The sequence below is a fragment of the Roseiconus nitratireducens genome (assembly GCF_008629675.1).
GTDB lineage: Bacteria > Planctomycetota > Planctomycetia > Pirellulales > Pirellulaceae > Stieleria > Stieleria nitratireducens.
Genome location: NZ_VWOX01000001.1, coordinates 779,774 through 796,571 on the forward strand (window position 1 = coordinate 779,774; position 16,798 = coordinate 796,571).

The window sequence follows — 16,798 nt, forward strand, 5'->3', positions numbered from 1 at the left end:
GTTTTCTCGCATCAACCGGCGGCTAACGCCTTGCCGCTCACTGCACTGCAGATCACGGTGTTCTTGGTTGAAAGTGACGGTGTCCAACTTGGCTGTGCCGGCGATCGGGTTTCTGCTTCACGCCGTGATTCGAATCACCTGCGGAACCACCTGCTAACTCCAGGCAGGCTAGTTCGGGACCCTGTTGAGGTACCCGGATGTCGTGAACCGGATGAACCAGGCCATGTCGCCCGGCGCCTCCTCGAACCGATCGAACAGGTCCTGCATCAGCTCACGGTGCCGGGGATCGGCCATCAACTCGATTGCCCTGGCGGCATGAAGCACGACGGTTTGGTCGGAGCTTTCGACCAGCGCGGCCAATGCTTCGCCCGCCGATCCCGAGTCACCGTGACGTGCCAGCGCATCGGCCGCGGCAATCTGGACCGCTGCGCTGGGATCGTCCAATGCGTCGTGCAGTGGTCCGCGGAGCGACGCGGGCAGATCGCTGATGGCGGCGCAGGCGATCGCACCCCAATATCGAAGCGACGGATCCGCTGCCGCGAGAGTGGCCGCGATCGGTTTCGGATCGTTCGTGCCGACCAGGGAGGCTGCGGCGAAGAGCTCGTCGAATGGAACCTGGCCCGACTGCGCCCACTGCATGGGTGTCGTCGACGAGAGGTGGCGGCCCAGTTCGATCTCCGGCACCAAGCCCAGGTCGCCTGACTGGACCATGTGCTGCTGCAGCGCATCACGCATCTTTTGCAACGTAGCGTGATGCTCCTCAGAACTCGCCAGGTTGTGCAAATTCAGCGGATCGCGGCGGCAGTCGTACAGTTCCTCGACCGGCCGCGAGGGACGCACGTACTGTCGTTGGGCGGGCGAAGCGTTGTCCGATTCCGACAGCCCCTCGAACTCGTGCCGGATGCTGCCCTGGTCGGCCCAGGCGCTGGGTTGATGGTAGCCCAGAAAAGGCATGAAGTTGCGGATGTACAGGAAGTCGCGCCCTCGCACCGAACGGGCCATGTCGATCGCCTCATCCACGCGATCCCGGTGGCCGAACAACTGGGCCGCCGGGACAGCCTCGGGGCCAGAATCATCGCCAAGGCTCAAGAAGGCGGAGCCGCGAACGTGATCTGGAACCGAATGGATTCCTGCTAAACGCAGCACCGTCGGAGCAAAATCTTGGAAGCAGACCAGGCGGTCGGTCCACTCGCCCGGTCGCGTGGGCGCCCAGTTTCTCTGCTTGTCGGGGAAACGGATCAGCAGAGGAATCCGCATGCCGCTGTCCAGCAACGCCCGCTTGTGACGCGGCAGCCCGGACCCGTGATCGGAATAAAAGAACACGACCGTGTCGTCGGCCAGGCCATCTGCTTCAAGCTGCTCCAACAGCGTGCCAACCTGTTGGTCCAGCACGGAGATGCAGTCGTAGAATCGTGCCAGTGTCTTTCGGACGACCGGGGTATCGGGGTAGTACGGCGGAACCGGCACCGATTGGGGGTCGTGAATCTGATCGCCAGAAAGCTGGCTTTGGATCTCCTCCTGAAATTGTTCGTAGGGCCACACCATGGTCCGAGATTGATGGGTCGTCATCAGGTTGAAGACGCTGAAGAACGGTTGGCCCGGCTGGCGGTGACGCCAATGCGCGGTGCTGCTGTTTTCGTCCCAGGACGCGGCGATGATTCGATCTTCCGAGGCGGTGTTGTAGTCCGTTTTGACGTTGTTCGTGGTGAAGTAGCCGGCGTCGCGCAGCAGCGCGGGGAAGCCGTTCATGTCGTCCGGTGATGGAAACCGCGAACGCATCGGGTGCGTGCCTTGGGTGGTTGCGATACAACCGTTGATCAAACAGGCGCGCGACGGGGAACAGACCGGTGCGGTGGCAAACGCGTGCGAGTAGCGTGTGCTCTGCGTCGCGAATGCGTCCAGGTGGGGCGTCGTTGCGAAGGCGTCGCCATAACATCCCAGCACCGGACTCAGATCTTCCGCCGTGATCCACAAGATGTTGGGTTGGTCGGAGTCGGGATGGTTCGGAGAGTCTGGTGGTTGTCCGCGAAGTGGTGATGGGTGCACCAGCAATCCGACCAACAAACCGATGACCGAGCACATGAAACGGGATCGCAGACTCATGAACAACCCGGGGGGATGGATGACAACGACATAAACGGCGGGGATTGAACGTATGCCACCAAGGTTCCCGTTTGGCCTTGGAGGCGGCGTTGATACGCGACTGCTAAACCTGGATCTGCCAGCCGTCGCGGTACTCGCGCCGGATGAACGGGTTCAGCTCAGGCCGGCCCGGCACCTCCATCTTCTGGGCGTCCCACGAGAGCCGGGTGTCGGGGAATCGCTGTGCGAGTACTCCCAACAGGATGGTTTCGGTCATCGGCGATGCCAGTGAAAAGTTGGATGCCGCCTGATCGATGTGGCCTTCGATCGCGGCCAACCATTCCAGGTAGCTATTTTGTTGCGGGGCTCTCGGCAGCGATGTCGGGATCGCGTCGATTTCGCTGGTGGGGACGTTCGGCTTGAACTGCCAATTGTTCTTCGCGCGGTGAAAGAACAGCTTGCCTTCACTTCCCACGATCACACTGCCGTAGTCGCGGAAACTCATGCCCTCCAAGACGTCGTCGTCGGGATGATTGTATTGGTCACCGTTCTTTTTCAGGCTCCATGAATCCCGGTCGAAGGTGGCGTCGATGTAGCCATCGTACCACTGGAAGGTGAATCCCTCGGCGGCGCTGTATGGCGTCGGTCCGAATTCCCAGGTGATGATGGAATTGATGGGCGGTGAAATCTCGGTCGCGCCCTGTTGTTGGGCGCGCACGCTACGCGGAGCTTCCGGATTCATGGCCCAGAAGCCCAGATCCATGATGTGGCACGCCATGTCGCCCAGGGCTCCGGTGCCGTAGTCCCACCAGCCGCGCCACGCGAAGGGCGCGATTCGCGGGCTGTAGTCCACCCAGGGTGCGGGACCGACCCACTGGTTCCAATCGATTCCCGCCGGCGTGGGCACCTTGGGCGGAGGTGAATGAAAACCCTGTGGCCAGATGGGGCGATTCGTCCAGGCGTGAATTTCTTTCACCTTGCCGATCACACCGGATCGAATCAATTCCACGCAGCGTCGCAGGTGATCGTTCGCATGAGCCTGATTGCCCATCTGCGTTTTCATCCCCGTTTGTTTGGCAACCGCGTTCATCGTTCGCGCCTCCCAGATGCCGTGACTCAGTGGCTTCTGACAGTACACGTGCTTGCCGGCTTGCATGGCCAGCACGGAGGCGTGGAAGTGGTGGTGGTCGGGCGTGGACACCGTCACGGCGTCAACTCGGTCGCCGAGCTCATCGAGCATTTCTCGGTAGTCGGAGTAGAAAGCGGCGTCGGGAAAGCTTTCTCGAACTTGGGCCATGGAACGCAACCGGCCTTCGATCTTGTCAAGCTTCTTGGCATCGATCACGTCGACCAGGGCAACGACTTCGAAACCTGCTTTCTTCGCTTGTTCGATATCGGTGCGACCTTTCCCGCCGGCGCCGATCCCGGCCAGGGTGGGCTTTTCCAGTCGCTTTTGTGCCAGACTGGGAAAGAAGTGGAATCCGGCGGCGGCGCCCAGCGCGGTGCCCATGGACTTGGCGAAACGACGCCGTGAGATGCAGCATGTTCGGGCGGGAAGATTTGGCATGGAGAACGCTCGTGGGAACGGGGCCAGAAGAACCGGGGATCAGGTCGCCGCGGGGACAGACGTCCCGCCAACAGCGTATCGGCTGGGCGTCGTCGCTGCCAAAAATTGGCCGGACGACCCGCCTGACGGTCCGTTGATTCTTCGGCCGGGCGCTCCGCAAACGCGTCTTCTGCTGAGCGCCCTCGGCTCGGCGAACTCGCCTTCTGCTCGGCAAAAGCCGCGGGAATGAACCCGACTTTCACCGAGTGAAAGACGACGATTGAACATCAACCTGCAGCTGCCGCGATCGAATCTAGCCCCGACGATCGGTCGTCACGGCGCATCGCCGCGCAGGTGCAACCCCAGATTGTCCAACACCTTGACCACGCGCGTCACCGTGGTCTGCCCAAAGTTGGTGACCTTCATCAAATCCTGCCGAGTGCACTGAACCAACTCTCGCACGTACAGGATGCCGTCTTCTTCCAACCCGTTGATCGTGCGGACATCCAGGTCCAACTCGGCGACGGCGGAATCCAGCCATTGTTGGCGTTGCTGCTGTTTCACCCAGTCCTGGTTCAGCGGGATACGAGTTTTTGCCATCGGGTTTGCCTCCGTTGCGAATGGTAAAAAACGTGGTCGGGCAAGAGTGTAAAAGCTTTGGAGGTTGGGTCGGAGAGGTTTTTGAACGTTTTTCCGGATCGTCGCGGGTGGCTGAAACGTCGGCCGTTCCCGTGGGGGAGCGGCCCGCATTTCGTCTCGCGTTTTCTGCCGTCTTCGCTTGGCAAAGAATCTCAATTGCCAGACGGCCCCTTTCGTTGTTACGGCGCCGATCAGCTCTATGATGACGACCAGATTTGGAAGCCGTCGCGATCGTGGAATTGAATCGCGAGGTGAAAACCGTGTCTGTCACCAATGGCATCATTTGACGTGCTCGGCTGTGCGGAATCTCGCCGGCGTCCGCAATCGCACCGGGATTGAGGGCGCCAGACGGGTAGCCAACGCCCTGCGTTCACCAAGGTGACGTTTGATTGGTGCCTGTTTCCTGCTCCCTCCTCCCCATGGCTCACCGAGATGTCCCACCGCAACTTGTACTTTCTGCTCACCTTGTTTGCCGCGTTGGCACCGTGCCGCTGCGGGAATGCACAGGAGATCGTTGACTCCTGGCGATACACGTTGACGCAGCCGGCGGAGAACTGGAACGCGGAATCCTTTGACGATTCAGATTGGAAAGAAGCGCCGGGTGGGTTTGGAACGCGTGGAACGCCGGGTGCGAGAATCGGAACCCGTTGGGCCACCAACGACATCTGGCTTCGCAAAACGGTTGAGTTGAAAGAAGTACCGACCAATCCCGCGCTGCTGATCCACCACGATGAAGCGGCGGAGGTGTACGTCAATGGCCAGCTGGTGCTGACGGTGACCGGTTACACCAACGACTACCAGGTGCTGCCAATTGCCGGCGAGAAGAAGGCCCAGCTTCGCCGCGGCAAGAATCAGATCGCCGTGCATTGTCGCCAAACGACCGGCGGCCAATTCATCGATGTGCATCTGATCGATGGCGACAACGTCCCCACGTTGCCGCCTCCCCCGCGGAGCGAAAAACCGTTCGTTTCTGAATTGGTGACGCGTTGGGGGGAAGAGGTCACGGCTCAGAACGCATGGACGGAGTACCCTCGACCACAACTGCGTCGCGAGGATTGGAGCAACTTGAACGGGATGTGGGACTACGCAGTCACGCCGGCCAAACAGCAGGAGGCTCCATCGGAATGGGCAGGTGAGATCCTCGTCCCCTTCTCGTTGGAATCCAAGCTCGGTGGTGTTCAACGACGACTCGACGCCCGTGAAGCTCTCTGGTACCGGCGGACTTTCCAAGCGGACCCAAATCCCGGTGAGCGTCTGCTGCTGAATTTCGAAGCGGTCGATTACCGCTGCGAAGTGTTCGTCAACGGTCAATCGGTTGGCCAACACCGGGGTGGCAACCTACCCTTCACGCTGGACATCACGGCGGCTGCCAAGGCTGGGGCGAACGAACTGATCGTGCGCGTGGAGGACGAAACCGAGGCTTGGCAATTGCGTGGCAAGCAGGTCTTGGATGCCCATGGAATTTGGTACACCCAGGTCTCAGGAATCTGGCAGACCGTTTGGTTGGAAAGCGTGCCGGCCAGTTTCATTCGCGATGTCCACCTGGCAATGCAAGTGGACGAGGGAGGATTTGACTTTCGCGCCGACGTTCAGGGTGACGAACCCGGTCAGCGTCTCGCAGTGACCGTCCGCGATGGGGACCAAGTTGTTTGGCAAGGCGATGGGTCGGTGGGCGAAACGCTTGCCGTTCGCATCCCGCGCGATCAGTTGACGTTGTGGTCGCCGAAGGTGCCGCACCTTTATGACCTGGACATCAAGATCCAGAACGCTGACGGAGAAACGATTGATTCCGTCCGTTCCTACGCCGGGATCCGCCAGGTTGGCAAGGTGCAGGACGCCGACGGGAATTGGCGGTTCACGTTGAACGGAGAGACGATCTTTCACTGGGGGCCGTTGGACCAAGGATGGTGGCCCGATGGTCTGCTGACGCCGCCGTCCGATGAAGCGATGCTGTTCGACATCGAATGGTTGAAGCAAGCCGGATTCAACATGATCCGCAAGCACATCAAGGTCGAACCGCGCCGCTACTACTACCACTGTGATCGGCTGGGCATGATGCTTTGGCAAGACCAGGTCAGCGGTGGCAAGGGACCCGCGTGGACTCGGTTGGCCCAGGATCCGCAAGATGCCGAGTGGCCTCAGGATGCCCACGACCAGTACATGGTCGAATTGGAACAGATGATCGACACGCTGGAGAACCATCCCTCGATCGTGGTTTGGGTGCCATTCAATGAAGCTTGGGGCCAACACCGGACGATGGAGGTCGGGAAGTGGACCGTGCAACGCGATCCATCACGCCTGGTCAACATCGCCAGCGGAGGGAATTTCTGGCCGGTGGGCGACATCGTCGATGCCCACGCGTACCCTCATCCACGGTTTCCCTTCGATCAGGGCAAACAGGGGCGCTTTGATGACTTTATCAAGGTGATGGGCGAATTTGGTGGGCACGGTTATCCGGTCCAGGGGCACCTGTGGGACCAGAATCGACGCAACTGGGGATACGGTGGGCTGCCCAAATCGGAGGCGGAGTACAAACAGCGCTACGTGACGTCTTTGGAGCGGTTGAAAGAGCTGCGAGATCAGGGAATCGCCGGTGGCGTCTACACGCAGACCACCGATGTCGAAGGCGAAATCAACGGACTGATGACCTATGACCGCAAAGTCATCAAGATCCCGGCGAAAGAGCTGGCCGACCTGCATCGATCGCTGCTGGAAGATTGATCCCGCCGCGAATTGAGCCGCGAATTGATGCGTCCGTGCGACGACGGACGTCTATCGGTAAATGTCATCGAGGCAGTTCACTCTGCCTCCGGGAGTATCGGCCGTCTAATCGGCTGGCAAGGGTTTCGACAGACCCTCCCCGAGCTTACAGCTCGACCCTCCCGTTGCTGCGCACGGGAGGGTGAAGTAGTAAATGTGTGACGTTTTCTGCTAGATGGACCACTACTTGCCGGGCCAGACCGCTTCCACAATTACCGCCCGTCGAGGCTGTTACGACTTGTCGTTCCGCTCTGATTCTGGCTCGTCATCATCGGAGTGTCCGCGGCCGAAATAGTTCTCGACCCAGCCGACGGCGACCAGGATGAGTGCCGCAAATACGGTCAGCACCGAAGCGAGAGCGACGCGTTCGACCGCCACCGCCACGCCGATTCCGGCCGTCATGTAAATGTTGGCTGCCGTCGTCAAACCTTCCACGCCTTCTTGCTTGTCATGCACGATGGTACCGGCGCCCAGGAAGCTGATCCCCACCACGATCGCCTGCAGTACCCGAATCGGATCGACATTCAAGACCGAACCGGATTGTTGTTGTTGAAACTGATCGATGATTCCCTGGCCCAAAACCATCATCAGGGCGGATCCGGCGCAGACGAAAATGTGCGTGCGGATGCCCGCCGGTTTGCCGGCGATCTCGCGTTCAACGCCCAGGACGGATCCCAGGCCCGCGGCGATGGCGACGGTGCGAAAACTTTCCAGGTCCAGCGATTCAAACATGGGTAACGGGGTTGGGGGAGGTGGATGTCAGAATGGATGCTATTGGTAAACGTGGTCGACACGCTCAAAAGCACCATCTTTGTAGTCGCTTCTGAAGTAGCGATGGTCTTTGCGACAACGCTGCACGGCCTCGTCAGCGAACCGCAAGACATCTTTGACGAACAGATCGACCGGCTGCATTGCCTCAATGATCCTCGGTTCGATGTCGTGTTCGATCGCTCCGATTTCGTCCGAGAGCGAATGCGCGTGCGCGAGAGCCTGGCCGCAGATGCCCGCGTAGTCTTTCCATTCGGATTTGGACAGATCGTCCAGGTCGATGTCATCTCGATACGGAGCGCGCTCACGTGTCATGAAGCTTTGGCCGTCGACTTCGATGCTTCCGTAGAACACGTCACCGCGAACCAGTTGCGATGACTGGGCATGTTTAACGCGGTCGCCGGGGACATCGAAATGGCGATCGGAAGGTGGAACCAGATCGGCCAACGCCGATCGTCGGGCGCGTTTGAATTCCAGGATCAGGTCGTCCGTCCCGTCTTCTCGCGGGCCTTCGACCATCACGTAGTAGCGATCCAGTCCCAGCGACGCCGTTCCCTGATTCTTTCGGATGGCGACGTCCTTGACCCGCATCGCGCCGGCGCGTGCCGGTGCGTCGATCTCCATCGTGCCGACCAGGTCGTGAACCAACTGTTGAAACTCGTCGCGCCGCGTGCTGACGGGGATCAAATCCTCATCACTGCGAAAACCACGACGGTGCTCATCCTGGTAGTCCTCCCGCAGCCATTCGTCGCGTGTCGTCTGGGCATTCTCGATCAAACCACGGATCAACTCTGGAGCATTATCCAGCCGGAACTCTTGATCCATCTCCGAACGTTCATCGGCGAACCGTCGAATCCCGCAGGCGTAGCCTCGCAAGAATTTACGGGCGATCTTTCGTTGCCGTTTGCGAGAGTATCCCCGGATGCATTCTGCGGCCAACATGAAGCCCGTTGCACCGCGTTTCAGATCCCACGTGAACGGCGCGTAGAACGCTTCGTCAAAATCGTTGACCGCGAAGATCGGAACAAAGTCAGCGTTCGGCATCACGCCGAAATTGCCGGGATGAACGTCGCCCAGGTTTAGCACCGTCGGCATCCAAGCGTCGTCGCCGGCCATGTCCCGGTAGAACAACAGAGCGGTTCCGCGAAAGAAAGAGAACAGCGATCCTGCCAGTTTCGCGAACTTGGCTCGGGCGCCGTCGGAATGCGCCGTGATTCTTGCCCGGTGATCTTCCCGCAACGTTTGCCGCACGTGCATCCGGCGGTCATTTCCGGACAACTGACGTGGCGTCAGCAAAAACTCGCCCGCGGCCGCCGACTCCGCCAGACGTCGGAACGTCCCCAGCCGTGAGCCTGCGTGCGGTTGGCTACGACTCAACGCCTCCAGGAGTTCGGACTTGGTCATGCCCGATCGGCCATCAATCTGGTTCTCTTTCGCGCGTTCGTACAGCTCGTCTTTCGAAAGCTCGGCTAGCGATTGCCACTGATCCGGATGCCGATGCTCAGTCGTGGACCGCTGGGTCATGATCCCTACCGAAGGTGGATGACGAGCTGGACAGCGTTACCTTGCTGGGACAGCGTTACCTTGGGTGAGCCGCACGCCTATCGCCGCAGGTTTTCTCACCTCAACCGACGGCTATTGCCTAGCCGCTCATTGCACTGCCAACCACGAATGAATGTGGCGCTGTCGAGCTGATGAGATCCATCGAGGGGTGCAAATCCTGTACCGGCTGCCGCGGAAGGCAGCATTCCGGGCCGCGGCTCGTGGCCTATTTCATGCCTGCTTTGACGAGCAGTCGATCGAGCCACCTGCTCATTCCGCTGGCAGCGGGTGCCTTTGATTCAGGACGATCGACGCGAAGCTGGTTGGCGAAACGCTTCTCCCAGTCCTTCCGGGCGGCATCCCAGCCCACATCGTGGCCGGCCTTTTCGCTCAAGAAATACTTGTGTTTTTCAATGTCCGCGATCTCTTCCGGGCTCAGTTGCATTGGTGATCGATCCATGATTGCTTGCAGATGAGAGGAAAGGAACTGACAACTTCCTGGAACCGTTCTCGCCATGGATGCGAATTGTGTGCCGTTCCGCGGTTTCGGATCACTCATGCGGTCCATTCCCCCCCTCCGTACACACAATGGGGAACCGGTTTGGGGCTTCACTCGCCAAGAATGCTGCTCGCCAAGAGTGCTGATGGGGCCAGGAACGCTCCATGAGGCCTGTGCACCCGGATCACTGCGTCGCTGCCGTCGCGATCGCGGCGGAAGCCACGCAAGTGGCGAGCGTCGCTACTCGTTTTCAGACAAAGCTTTGCGGGAATGGGACACGGGTTCGTCCGCAGCAGGAGGATGCGGCGGGGAGTCGAATCGCAACGCCTTGCCGTCCAACTGCCATGCGGGATCCAGGGGAATTCCCAAGTGCTCCAGAGCGGTCACGGAAACGTCGACCAGGTAAGAGGGGCTTGGTTCGGTGGATGTCGCGACCGAACTGGCCGGCGGGTTGGGCGATCGGCGATCACCGCTGACGATCAACCAAGTCTGACGGATCGCGGGAATCTCATGCCCAGAACCGTGGCCGGTGCCCTGACCCCCGTGATCGGTCGACACCACGACCAACCACTGTTCCTGGGCGTAGTTTGGTCGTTCTTGCATCGCGTTGAGGACTTGGCCGACCCGCTCATCGACGCGCGCGATGGCGTCCACATAGGGTCGGACGCTGGGGTGAAACCCGTGGGCGTGACCAGATTCATCCGCCATGCCGAAATAGACCATCACCACGTGCGGATCATCATCGCGCAAGAACGCCGCGGCGGCTGTTGCCAGCTTGCCGTCGTTTTGTTCGTATTCTGAGGCACCATGCGATTCGTGGCAGACGCGAACGTCGGCATCGCGGACCAGGTAGTCGTCGATCGGTTTCCAGTCCACGAACGATCCCATGCGTGCCGCCGGATAGGCATGGCGAACGCGGGCGAAGAAATGCGGGTAGGCATCCACGTTCCGGCCTTCAAATCGGTTGTCGTTGACACCATGTTTATCGGCCCAAACTCCCGTCAAGAAACTTGTCCATCCGGGACCGCTGACCGTATCGTTTTGGGTCGGACGATCGCCCAGGATTTGGGTGTTGGTCCACAGTTGCCCGTCCTGGATCAGCCGATCCAAATGCGGCGTGTTCGCCGCTTGCAATGCGTCGGTGCGAGTCCCATCGATTCCGATCACCAACACGCGTCTTGGCGGAACCGCTGCGCCGTCGCGAGTCTTTCCCGATGCGGACTCTGACACCGCTTCCTGCGCCGCCGACGCACCGGCGATGAGCAGCAACCCCATCAGCAGAAACGTGGCCAACTGGATCCGGGGAATGGCTTTGGCGATGGTCAACTTTGTGAAGCGGGGACAAATCAGACGAATAACCTTGGAACGCATGTCACGACGCATGGTGAGCGGGAGCGGGTGAAACCGACATCCTAACGCAGGCCGGATGACGGGGGTGGCGTCACACGGGGTTGGGGTCAAGAGCAACGACAACCTTTTCCCACACCCGCCTAAGCCCCACGTTGACGGAATTGGCGGTATCTTACAGGTGGTCCGACACACATCATCAATACACTCTCCAAGCGAGGACGGACGCGATGGGACGCAAAGAAACATTGAAGAACCTGCAATCAGCCCTGTCGATGGAGCTGACGGCGGTCCACCAGTACCAATTGCACGCAGCGGTCTTGGACGATTGGGGCATGAATCGGCTGGCGTCGAAAATGCGTGACGAGATGCAGGAGGAACTCGGGCATTCGCAAGAATACCTGGCCCGGATCATCTTTTTAAAAGGCCAGCCCGAGCTGAAGCTGCAAAAGACGCCCGTTCGCGCCGATTCGCTGAAGGAAATGTTTCAACTGGATCTGGCAGACGAACAGGAGGCGATCGGCTTCTACACGACCGCCGCCAAACAGGCGGCCGAGGCCGGGGATCTGGGTTCTCGCGTGTTGTTCGAACGCATTGCGTTGGACGAGGAAGGACACATCGGTTGGTTGGAGCTGCAGCTGGATTTGCTGAAACGGATGGGCGAACCGGCCTACATCGCCAAGCACATTTCGGCGCCCGGTGAACACGAACAGGGGTGACCTGGTCGCGGCATGCCTTTAACAGATCGGTCGCAGGGTCCCGTTCGAGAATCCTGGTCGCGGGTCCGCTGATCGCAGCGTTCCGCGTCGGCTGTTCGATTGCAACCATCCCTTGGAACATGGCAATGTGGATTCACAAGTTGTTCGGCATTCAACGTCCGGTGACCGCCGCGGTTGCGATGGTCTTGATTGCCGGAATCGTTTGCGGCCAGGAGAACACCGACCGGTCATCCAGTGCCGACGTGACGCCATCGGCGGTGCCGAAGGCGAAGGTGTTGTTCATCGGAAAACAGCCCGACCATCCGTACGGTTCGCACATGTACCTGCACACCGGCGGTGTGTTGGCCGAAGCTCTCAAGAATGAAGGACTGGAAACGGTCGTCTCGGACCAGTGGCCCGAACAAGCGTCGTTGCTCGAGGACGTGGACGCGATCGTCGTCTACACCAGCCCCGCGGCGGAACTGTTGCTTGATGGTCCCCACCGTGAAGCGTTCGACTCAATGATGCAACAAGGCGTTGGGCTGGTGACCTTGCACTGGGCCTCATCCATTTTTCAGCAGGATCTCGACCGCCTGGGACCGCGCTGGCTGAACTACCTGGGCGGAACCTGGGTCAGCAATGTCGGGTTGCATACCGGCGATGCGGAGCTGCGGCAACTCCAGCAGACGCACCCGATTTGTCGTGGCTGGACGTCGTATGAACTGCATGACGAGTACTATTTGAACCCGACGATTGATGCCGCCCAACCGCTGTTGGAAGTGTCCGTTCAGGGCCAGCCGGTCACGGTCGCGTGGACCCACCAGCGTGCCGACGGGGGGCGTTCTTTCGCAACCACCTTGGGACACTTCTACCGTAATTTCCAACGCGAACCGTTTCGAAAAATGGTCGTCAACGGAATCCTGTGGGCCGCCGACGTGGAGGTTCCCGCCAACGGAGCCGATGTCCGGCTCAGCGAAACGTCATTGGCGTTGCCCCCGAAGCCCGGCGATTGATCCGGCGATCGAACCAGGAGTTTTACAGATGGGTCCGCCAAGCACGCGGCGTGGATCGATTCGCGACTGCGGCCGCATCGACGAGAAAAAGTTGCGGGAAATCTCGGGCTGTGCCGCCAGCCGGTTGGTGGCCGACGTGTTATGGGTTCACAACGACGGTGATGCAGAATGCGTGTACGCCATTCGTCCCGACGGTGACACGTTGGCGAGGCTGGTTTTGCCGGTTCAGCCGGACGATGTGGAGGACATTGCCACGGTCGGCCAGCGGGGAAGTCGGCCTCCGATGCTCTATCTGGCGGACATCGGCGACAACGATTGCGAACGTGATTGCGTGACCCTGCTGCGCACACCGGAGCCTTCGCTTTCGCAGGACGATCCCGACGACGAACCGAAGACGATCCTCGCCGACTACCTGGAATGCATCTCAGTGGTCTATCCCGATCGGGCCCACGACGCGGAAACGCTGTTGGTCGATCCTGTCGATGGCGGCATCTACATCGTGACCAAGGCAGATGAGGGCGCTTTGGTGTACCAGGTTCCACTGAACGAGTCGGACATCCCCACCGGTGATCCGATGCGATGGGTCACATCGCTTTCGGTTTCACCGATTTCGGCCGGAGATATTTCCGCGGACGGCACACACATTCTTCTCCGCAGCGAAGACTGTGGATGGCTTTGGCGACGCCGTCGTGGGTCAACGCTGGCGGCAACACTCGCGGAACCCCCGAGATGCGTTGCCGTCCGCGGCAAAAAGCAGGCCCGCAATGGGGAAGCGATCGGGTTCACCGCCGACGGGAAGGGATACTGGACGATCAGCGAGGGCAAACGAGAACGGCTTTGTTTGTTTCCCCTGGATCCGCCGATTTCCCCCTGAGGCACCGGCATCATGAAAACCGGCACCATGAAACCTGAGCATCCTTACTATCTGGCAAACGAACCTCGACAGCCCAACACCGATTTGGATGTCCTGGACAAGTACACCGGCCAGGTTGCCACGCGGGTCGCCCTGGCCGACGCCGAAGCGATCGATCAAGCCATTGCGGCGACCGAGGCTGCCGCCGAGCCGATGCGGCGCTTGCCTCCCTATGAACGTCAGGCGATTTTGAATCACTGCGTCAATCAGTTCGAGCGGCGGACCGACGAGCTGGCGATGGCGTTGTGCATCGAAGCCGGCAAACCGATCAAAGACGCCCGCGGCGAAGTGGCTCGTCTGGTCGACACCTTTCGTCTGGCCGCCGAGGAAGCGGTGCGGATCGAGGGCGATGTGCTGAACCTGGAAATCTCAGCACGGGCCCGTGGATATCGGGGGATGGATCAGCGCGTACCGATCGGTCCGTGCTCGTTCATTTCACCGTTCAACTTTCCGTTGAACCTGGCTGCCCACAAAGTCGCACCGGCAATCGCGGCGGGATGCCCCTTTGTCCTCAAACCGGCCAGTCGCACGCCGGTGGGGGCGCTGCTGATCGGCGAAGTGCTCTCGGAAACCGATCTTCCTGCGGGAGCGTTTTCGATCCTTCCCTGCCGTCGCGAGGGGGCGGATTCGTTCACCACCGATCCGCGGCTGAAACTGCTCAGTTTCACCGGGTCTCCTGAGGTCGGTTGGGACTTGAAGTCTCGGGCTAGCAAGAAAAAGGTGGTGTTGGAACTCGGTGGCAATGCGGCCTGCATCGTGGACGAAGACGCCGACCTGGAGGACGCTGCCGACCGAATGATCGTCGGAGCGTTTTATCAATCGGGGCAAAGCTGCATCGGCGTTCAACGGATTCTGGTCCATCAACGCATCTACGAGGAGTTTCGTGAACGGTTGGTGGAGAAAACTCGCGCGCTGAAGATGGGGGATCCAAAGCAAGAAGACACGTTTATCGGTCCGGTCATCTCTGACCAGGACGGGCAGCGGCTGAAGGATTGGATCGATGCGGCGGTCGCGTCCGGGGGAAGGTTGCTGTGTGGCGGACAGCGGGAAGGAGCGATGGTCCAAGCGACCTTGCTGGAAAACGTTCCCGAAGATCAACCGATCTGCGCTCAGGAAGCCTTCGGACCGGTCGCCGTGCTGTCGGCATTCCGCGATTTCGACCAGGCACTCCGGCAGGTCAATGACAGCGTGTTCGGATTGCAGGCCGGCGTGTTTACCCGTGACCTGCACAAAATGCTGCGGGCCTGGGATGAGCTGGTTGTCGGCGGTGTCGTGATCGGCGATGTCCCCTCGTGGCGCGTCGACAACATGCCTTACGGCGGCGTGAAGGACAGCGGGTTTGGCCGCGAGGGCATTCGCTACGCCATCGAAGACATGACCGAGCGCCGGCTTCTGGTGATTCGCGACGGCGGTGCCCGGTTGAGCCCGCATTCTTGACCGAGCAGACCCGACCGAGCAGCCTTGTCCACACAGCGACATTTTCAAGTAGCGATGCGGGTCCGAGCGTGGAAGTCGCGGCTTCGCCACCATCTGGCGATGGCGGCGCCGTTGAACTTCCAGGCTGGGTCTCATGGAGATGCGATTGCGGGTTCAACCTTGGAGGATGCGGGGCTGGGGCTTGCAGCAAGCTGGCCCCTCGGCGATCTGCTGGTTTACCCGCCGATCTGGTTAGCGATCACCGCCTGGTTCGTTGGCGCTTGGGCTCGCCGCTGGCCGCAACGTTCGGTCGCCCGACGAATCTACCAGGCCAGTTGGTTGGCCGGATCGCTGTTGGTGTGCTTGCACATTGTCGCCAGCTATGGCCATGTTCACCATTGGAGTCATGCCGAGGTGTTGGCCGCGACCGCGGATGAATCCCAGCGGGTGACTGGCATCCGGGCCGCCTGGGGCGTCTATGTGAACTTTGCATTCGCCCTGATCTGGCTTGGCTATTCGACTGCCATGATTCGTCACCGCGGAGCACTTCCCGGGTGGGACCGATGGGTGTTCGGTTTCACGGCGATGATCGTATTTTTCGCAACCATCGTCTTCGAGCCGGGGACGGTGCGATGGGCATCGGCATTCGGCTTCACCGCCCTGGCCATCGCGGCCTGGAAAGACACGCGGAAGAAGAGACAGGAATAGCGTCGCGACGTGGTGTCCGCCGAGGGCTATTTCAATTCGCGCGGTGCCACGGCGCCGCCAAATCGAAACACCCAACCGTCGTCGGTTTGTTGTCGTCGATAGAACACCACACTGGTCGGGCAGCGGCAAGAAACCGGATCGGCTCCCTCGAACAGGCGAAACACGTTCTGGTTGACGTGGGTCACCAACAACTCCGGAAGTTCCTCCGGGCTTCTGACCAGAGCCTCCACATGGCCATCAAATGGTCCGCCAATGAATTCAATGCCCGTGCAGGTCTTCTTCGGCATCGCATTCTCCATCATGTCAGAAGTTGAAATTCGGGCTGCTCGGGTACCGCGAAGGTTCCCTCCAGCTTAACCGCAATTCCCGCGCCTTCGGTACAAGAATCCTGGCTCACCGTTGACGCCGCCGCCAGAGAAAGCTTCGGAATTCGTTCCAGGTGCAGCTTCCTGCAGCTCATTTTCCGATCCAACGCCGCGCCGCAGGCGGCACCGAACCGTCCAGGCGTCTCAGCCGTCGAGAAGTGCTGCGGCTGATCAAGCCAAGGGTGTGCCGTCATGGATCTGGCCACGGGGCAAAAAATGAACTGCGGCCCGCAGCCAAACGTAAACCTAACGCTGTCCCCACGAAATTGACCGTGGGCGTGTCCGACCGTGGTCGCGCGTTTCGGGCCCTCGCCTTGCCGCGTCCGAAGCAGCAACGGCGGCGGAGATGGTGGCGGCAAAACATTGACGGCCGCGTCGGCAGGCATACGATCACTCGTAGCATGTCGTGCGCTCGCCCCCGCGGCCGGCCTGGCGGTTGAAGAACCTTGGACCTCACGGTTCGTAACCTTCGACCTCGCGGTTCGTAACCTTGGACCTCACG

At 60.3% G+C, this 16,798-nt stretch carries 14 protein-coding genes; 6 read left to right on the forward strand and 8 right to left on the reverse strand.

Annotated elements, in window-relative coordinates:
* Positions 1-168: 168 nt before the first annotated feature.
* From FYK55_RS02560 to FYK55_RS28885, 3 genes are all read right to left on the reverse strand, one after another.
* Complete coding sequence (locus FYK55_RS02560) at positions 169-2,103, reverse strand: sulfatase family protein (RefSeq protein ID WP_150074502.1); 1,935 nt, start codon at positions 2,101-2,103, stop codon at positions 169-171.
* 103 nt (positions 2,104-2,206) lie between these two features.
* On the reverse strand, positions 2,207-3,649 hold the full coding sequence (locus tag FYK55_RS02565; RefSeq protein WP_150074504.1) for a Gfo/Idh/MocA family protein: 1,443 nt from the start codon (positions 3,647-3,649) through the stop codon (positions 2,207-2,209).
* A gap of 312 nt (positions 3,650-3,961) precedes the next feature.
* A complete protein-coding gene (locus FYK55_RS28885) occupies positions 3,962-4,228 on the reverse strand; it encodes a DNA-directed RNA polymerase subunit alpha C-terminal domain-containing protein (RefSeq protein WP_161604262.1) in 267 nt (88 codons plus the stop codon).
* Positions 4,229-4,699: 471 nt separating this feature from the next.
* Here FYK55_RS28885 and FYK55_RS02575 point away from each other — a divergent pair, with 471 nt between their 5' ends.
* The gene (locus tag FYK55_RS02575; RefSeq protein WP_150074509.1) at positions 4,700-6,988 is read left to right on the forward strand and encodes a glycoside hydrolase family 2 protein; all 2,289 of its coding nucleotides are present in this window, start codon (positions 4,700-4,702) and stop codon (positions 6,986-6,988) included.
* Between the two features lie 270 nt (positions 6,989-7,258).
* Here the strand turns inward: FYK55_RS02575 and FYK55_RS02580 are convergent, their stop codons facing one another.
* From FYK55_RS02580 to FYK55_RS02595, 4 genes are all read right to left on the reverse strand, one after another.
* Positions 7,259-7,759, reverse strand: coding sequence for an MgtC/SapB family protein (locus FYK55_RS02580; RefSeq protein ID WP_150074511.1), 501 nt, complete (start codon positions 7,757-7,759; stop codon positions 7,259-7,261).
* Between the two features lie 39 nt (positions 7,760-7,798).
* A complete protein-coding gene (locus FYK55_RS02585; RefSeq protein ID WP_150074513.1) occupies positions 7,799-9,319 on the reverse strand; it encodes a DUF2252 family protein in 1,521 nt (506 codons plus the stop codon).
* Between the two features lie 244 nt (positions 9,320-9,563).
* Positions 9,564-9,797, reverse strand: a complete 234-nt coding sequence (locus FYK55_RS02590) for a hypothetical protein (protein WP_150074515.1) — start codon at positions 9,795-9,797, stop codon at positions 9,564-9,566.
* A gap of 279 nt (positions 9,798-10,076) precedes the next feature.
* Complete coding sequence (locus FYK55_RS02595; RefSeq protein ID WP_235908367.1) at positions 10,077-11,207, reverse strand: alkaline phosphatase family protein; 1,131 nt, start codon at positions 11,205-11,207, stop codon at positions 10,077-10,079.
* 206 nt (positions 11,208-11,413) lie between these two features.
* On the opposite strand from FYK55_RS02595, the gene FYK55_RS02600 reads away from it, so the two are divergent.
* The 5 genes from FYK55_RS02600 (at position 11,414) to FYK55_RS02620 (ending at position 15,931) form a co-directional block, all read left to right on the forward strand.
* Positions 11,414-11,902: a bacterioferritin gene (locus tag FYK55_RS02600; protein ID WP_150074516.1), complete on the forward strand. Its 489-nt coding sequence runs from the start codon at positions 11,414-11,416 to the stop codon at positions 11,900-11,902.
* A 125-nt stretch (positions 11,903-12,027) separates the two neighbouring features.
* On the forward strand, positions 12,028-12,894 hold the full coding sequence (locus FYK55_RS02605; protein WP_161604263.1) for a ThuA domain-containing protein: 867 nt from the start codon (positions 12,028-12,030) through the stop codon (positions 12,892-12,894).
* Positions 12,895-12,922: 28 nt separating this feature from the next.
* Complete coding sequence (locus tag FYK55_RS02610) at positions 12,923-13,768, forward strand: hypothetical protein (protein WP_150074519.1); 846 nt, start codon at positions 12,923-12,925, stop codon at positions 13,766-13,768.
* A gap of 27 nt (positions 13,769-13,795) precedes the next feature.
* Complete coding sequence (locus FYK55_RS02615; RefSeq protein ID WP_150074645.1) at positions 13,796-15,244, forward strand: aldehyde dehydrogenase family protein; 1,449 nt, start codon at positions 13,796-13,798, stop codon at positions 15,242-15,244.
* 24 nt (positions 15,245-15,268) lie between these two features.
* Positions 15,269-15,931 carry a hypothetical protein gene (locus FYK55_RS02620; RefSeq protein WP_150074521.1) on the forward strand — a complete coding sequence of 221 codons (663 nt, stop codon included), beginning with the start codon at positions 15,269-15,271 and terminating at the stop codon, positions 15,929-15,931.
* 26 nt (positions 15,932-15,957) lie between these two features.
* Here FYK55_RS02620 and FYK55_RS02625 read toward each other — a convergent pair whose 3' ends face one another.
* On the reverse strand, positions 15,958-16,218 hold the full coding sequence (locus tag FYK55_RS02625; RefSeq protein ID WP_150074523.1) for a hypothetical protein: 261 nt from the start codon (positions 16,216-16,218) through the stop codon (positions 15,958-15,960).
* Positions 16,219-16,798 lie beyond the last annotated feature (580 nt).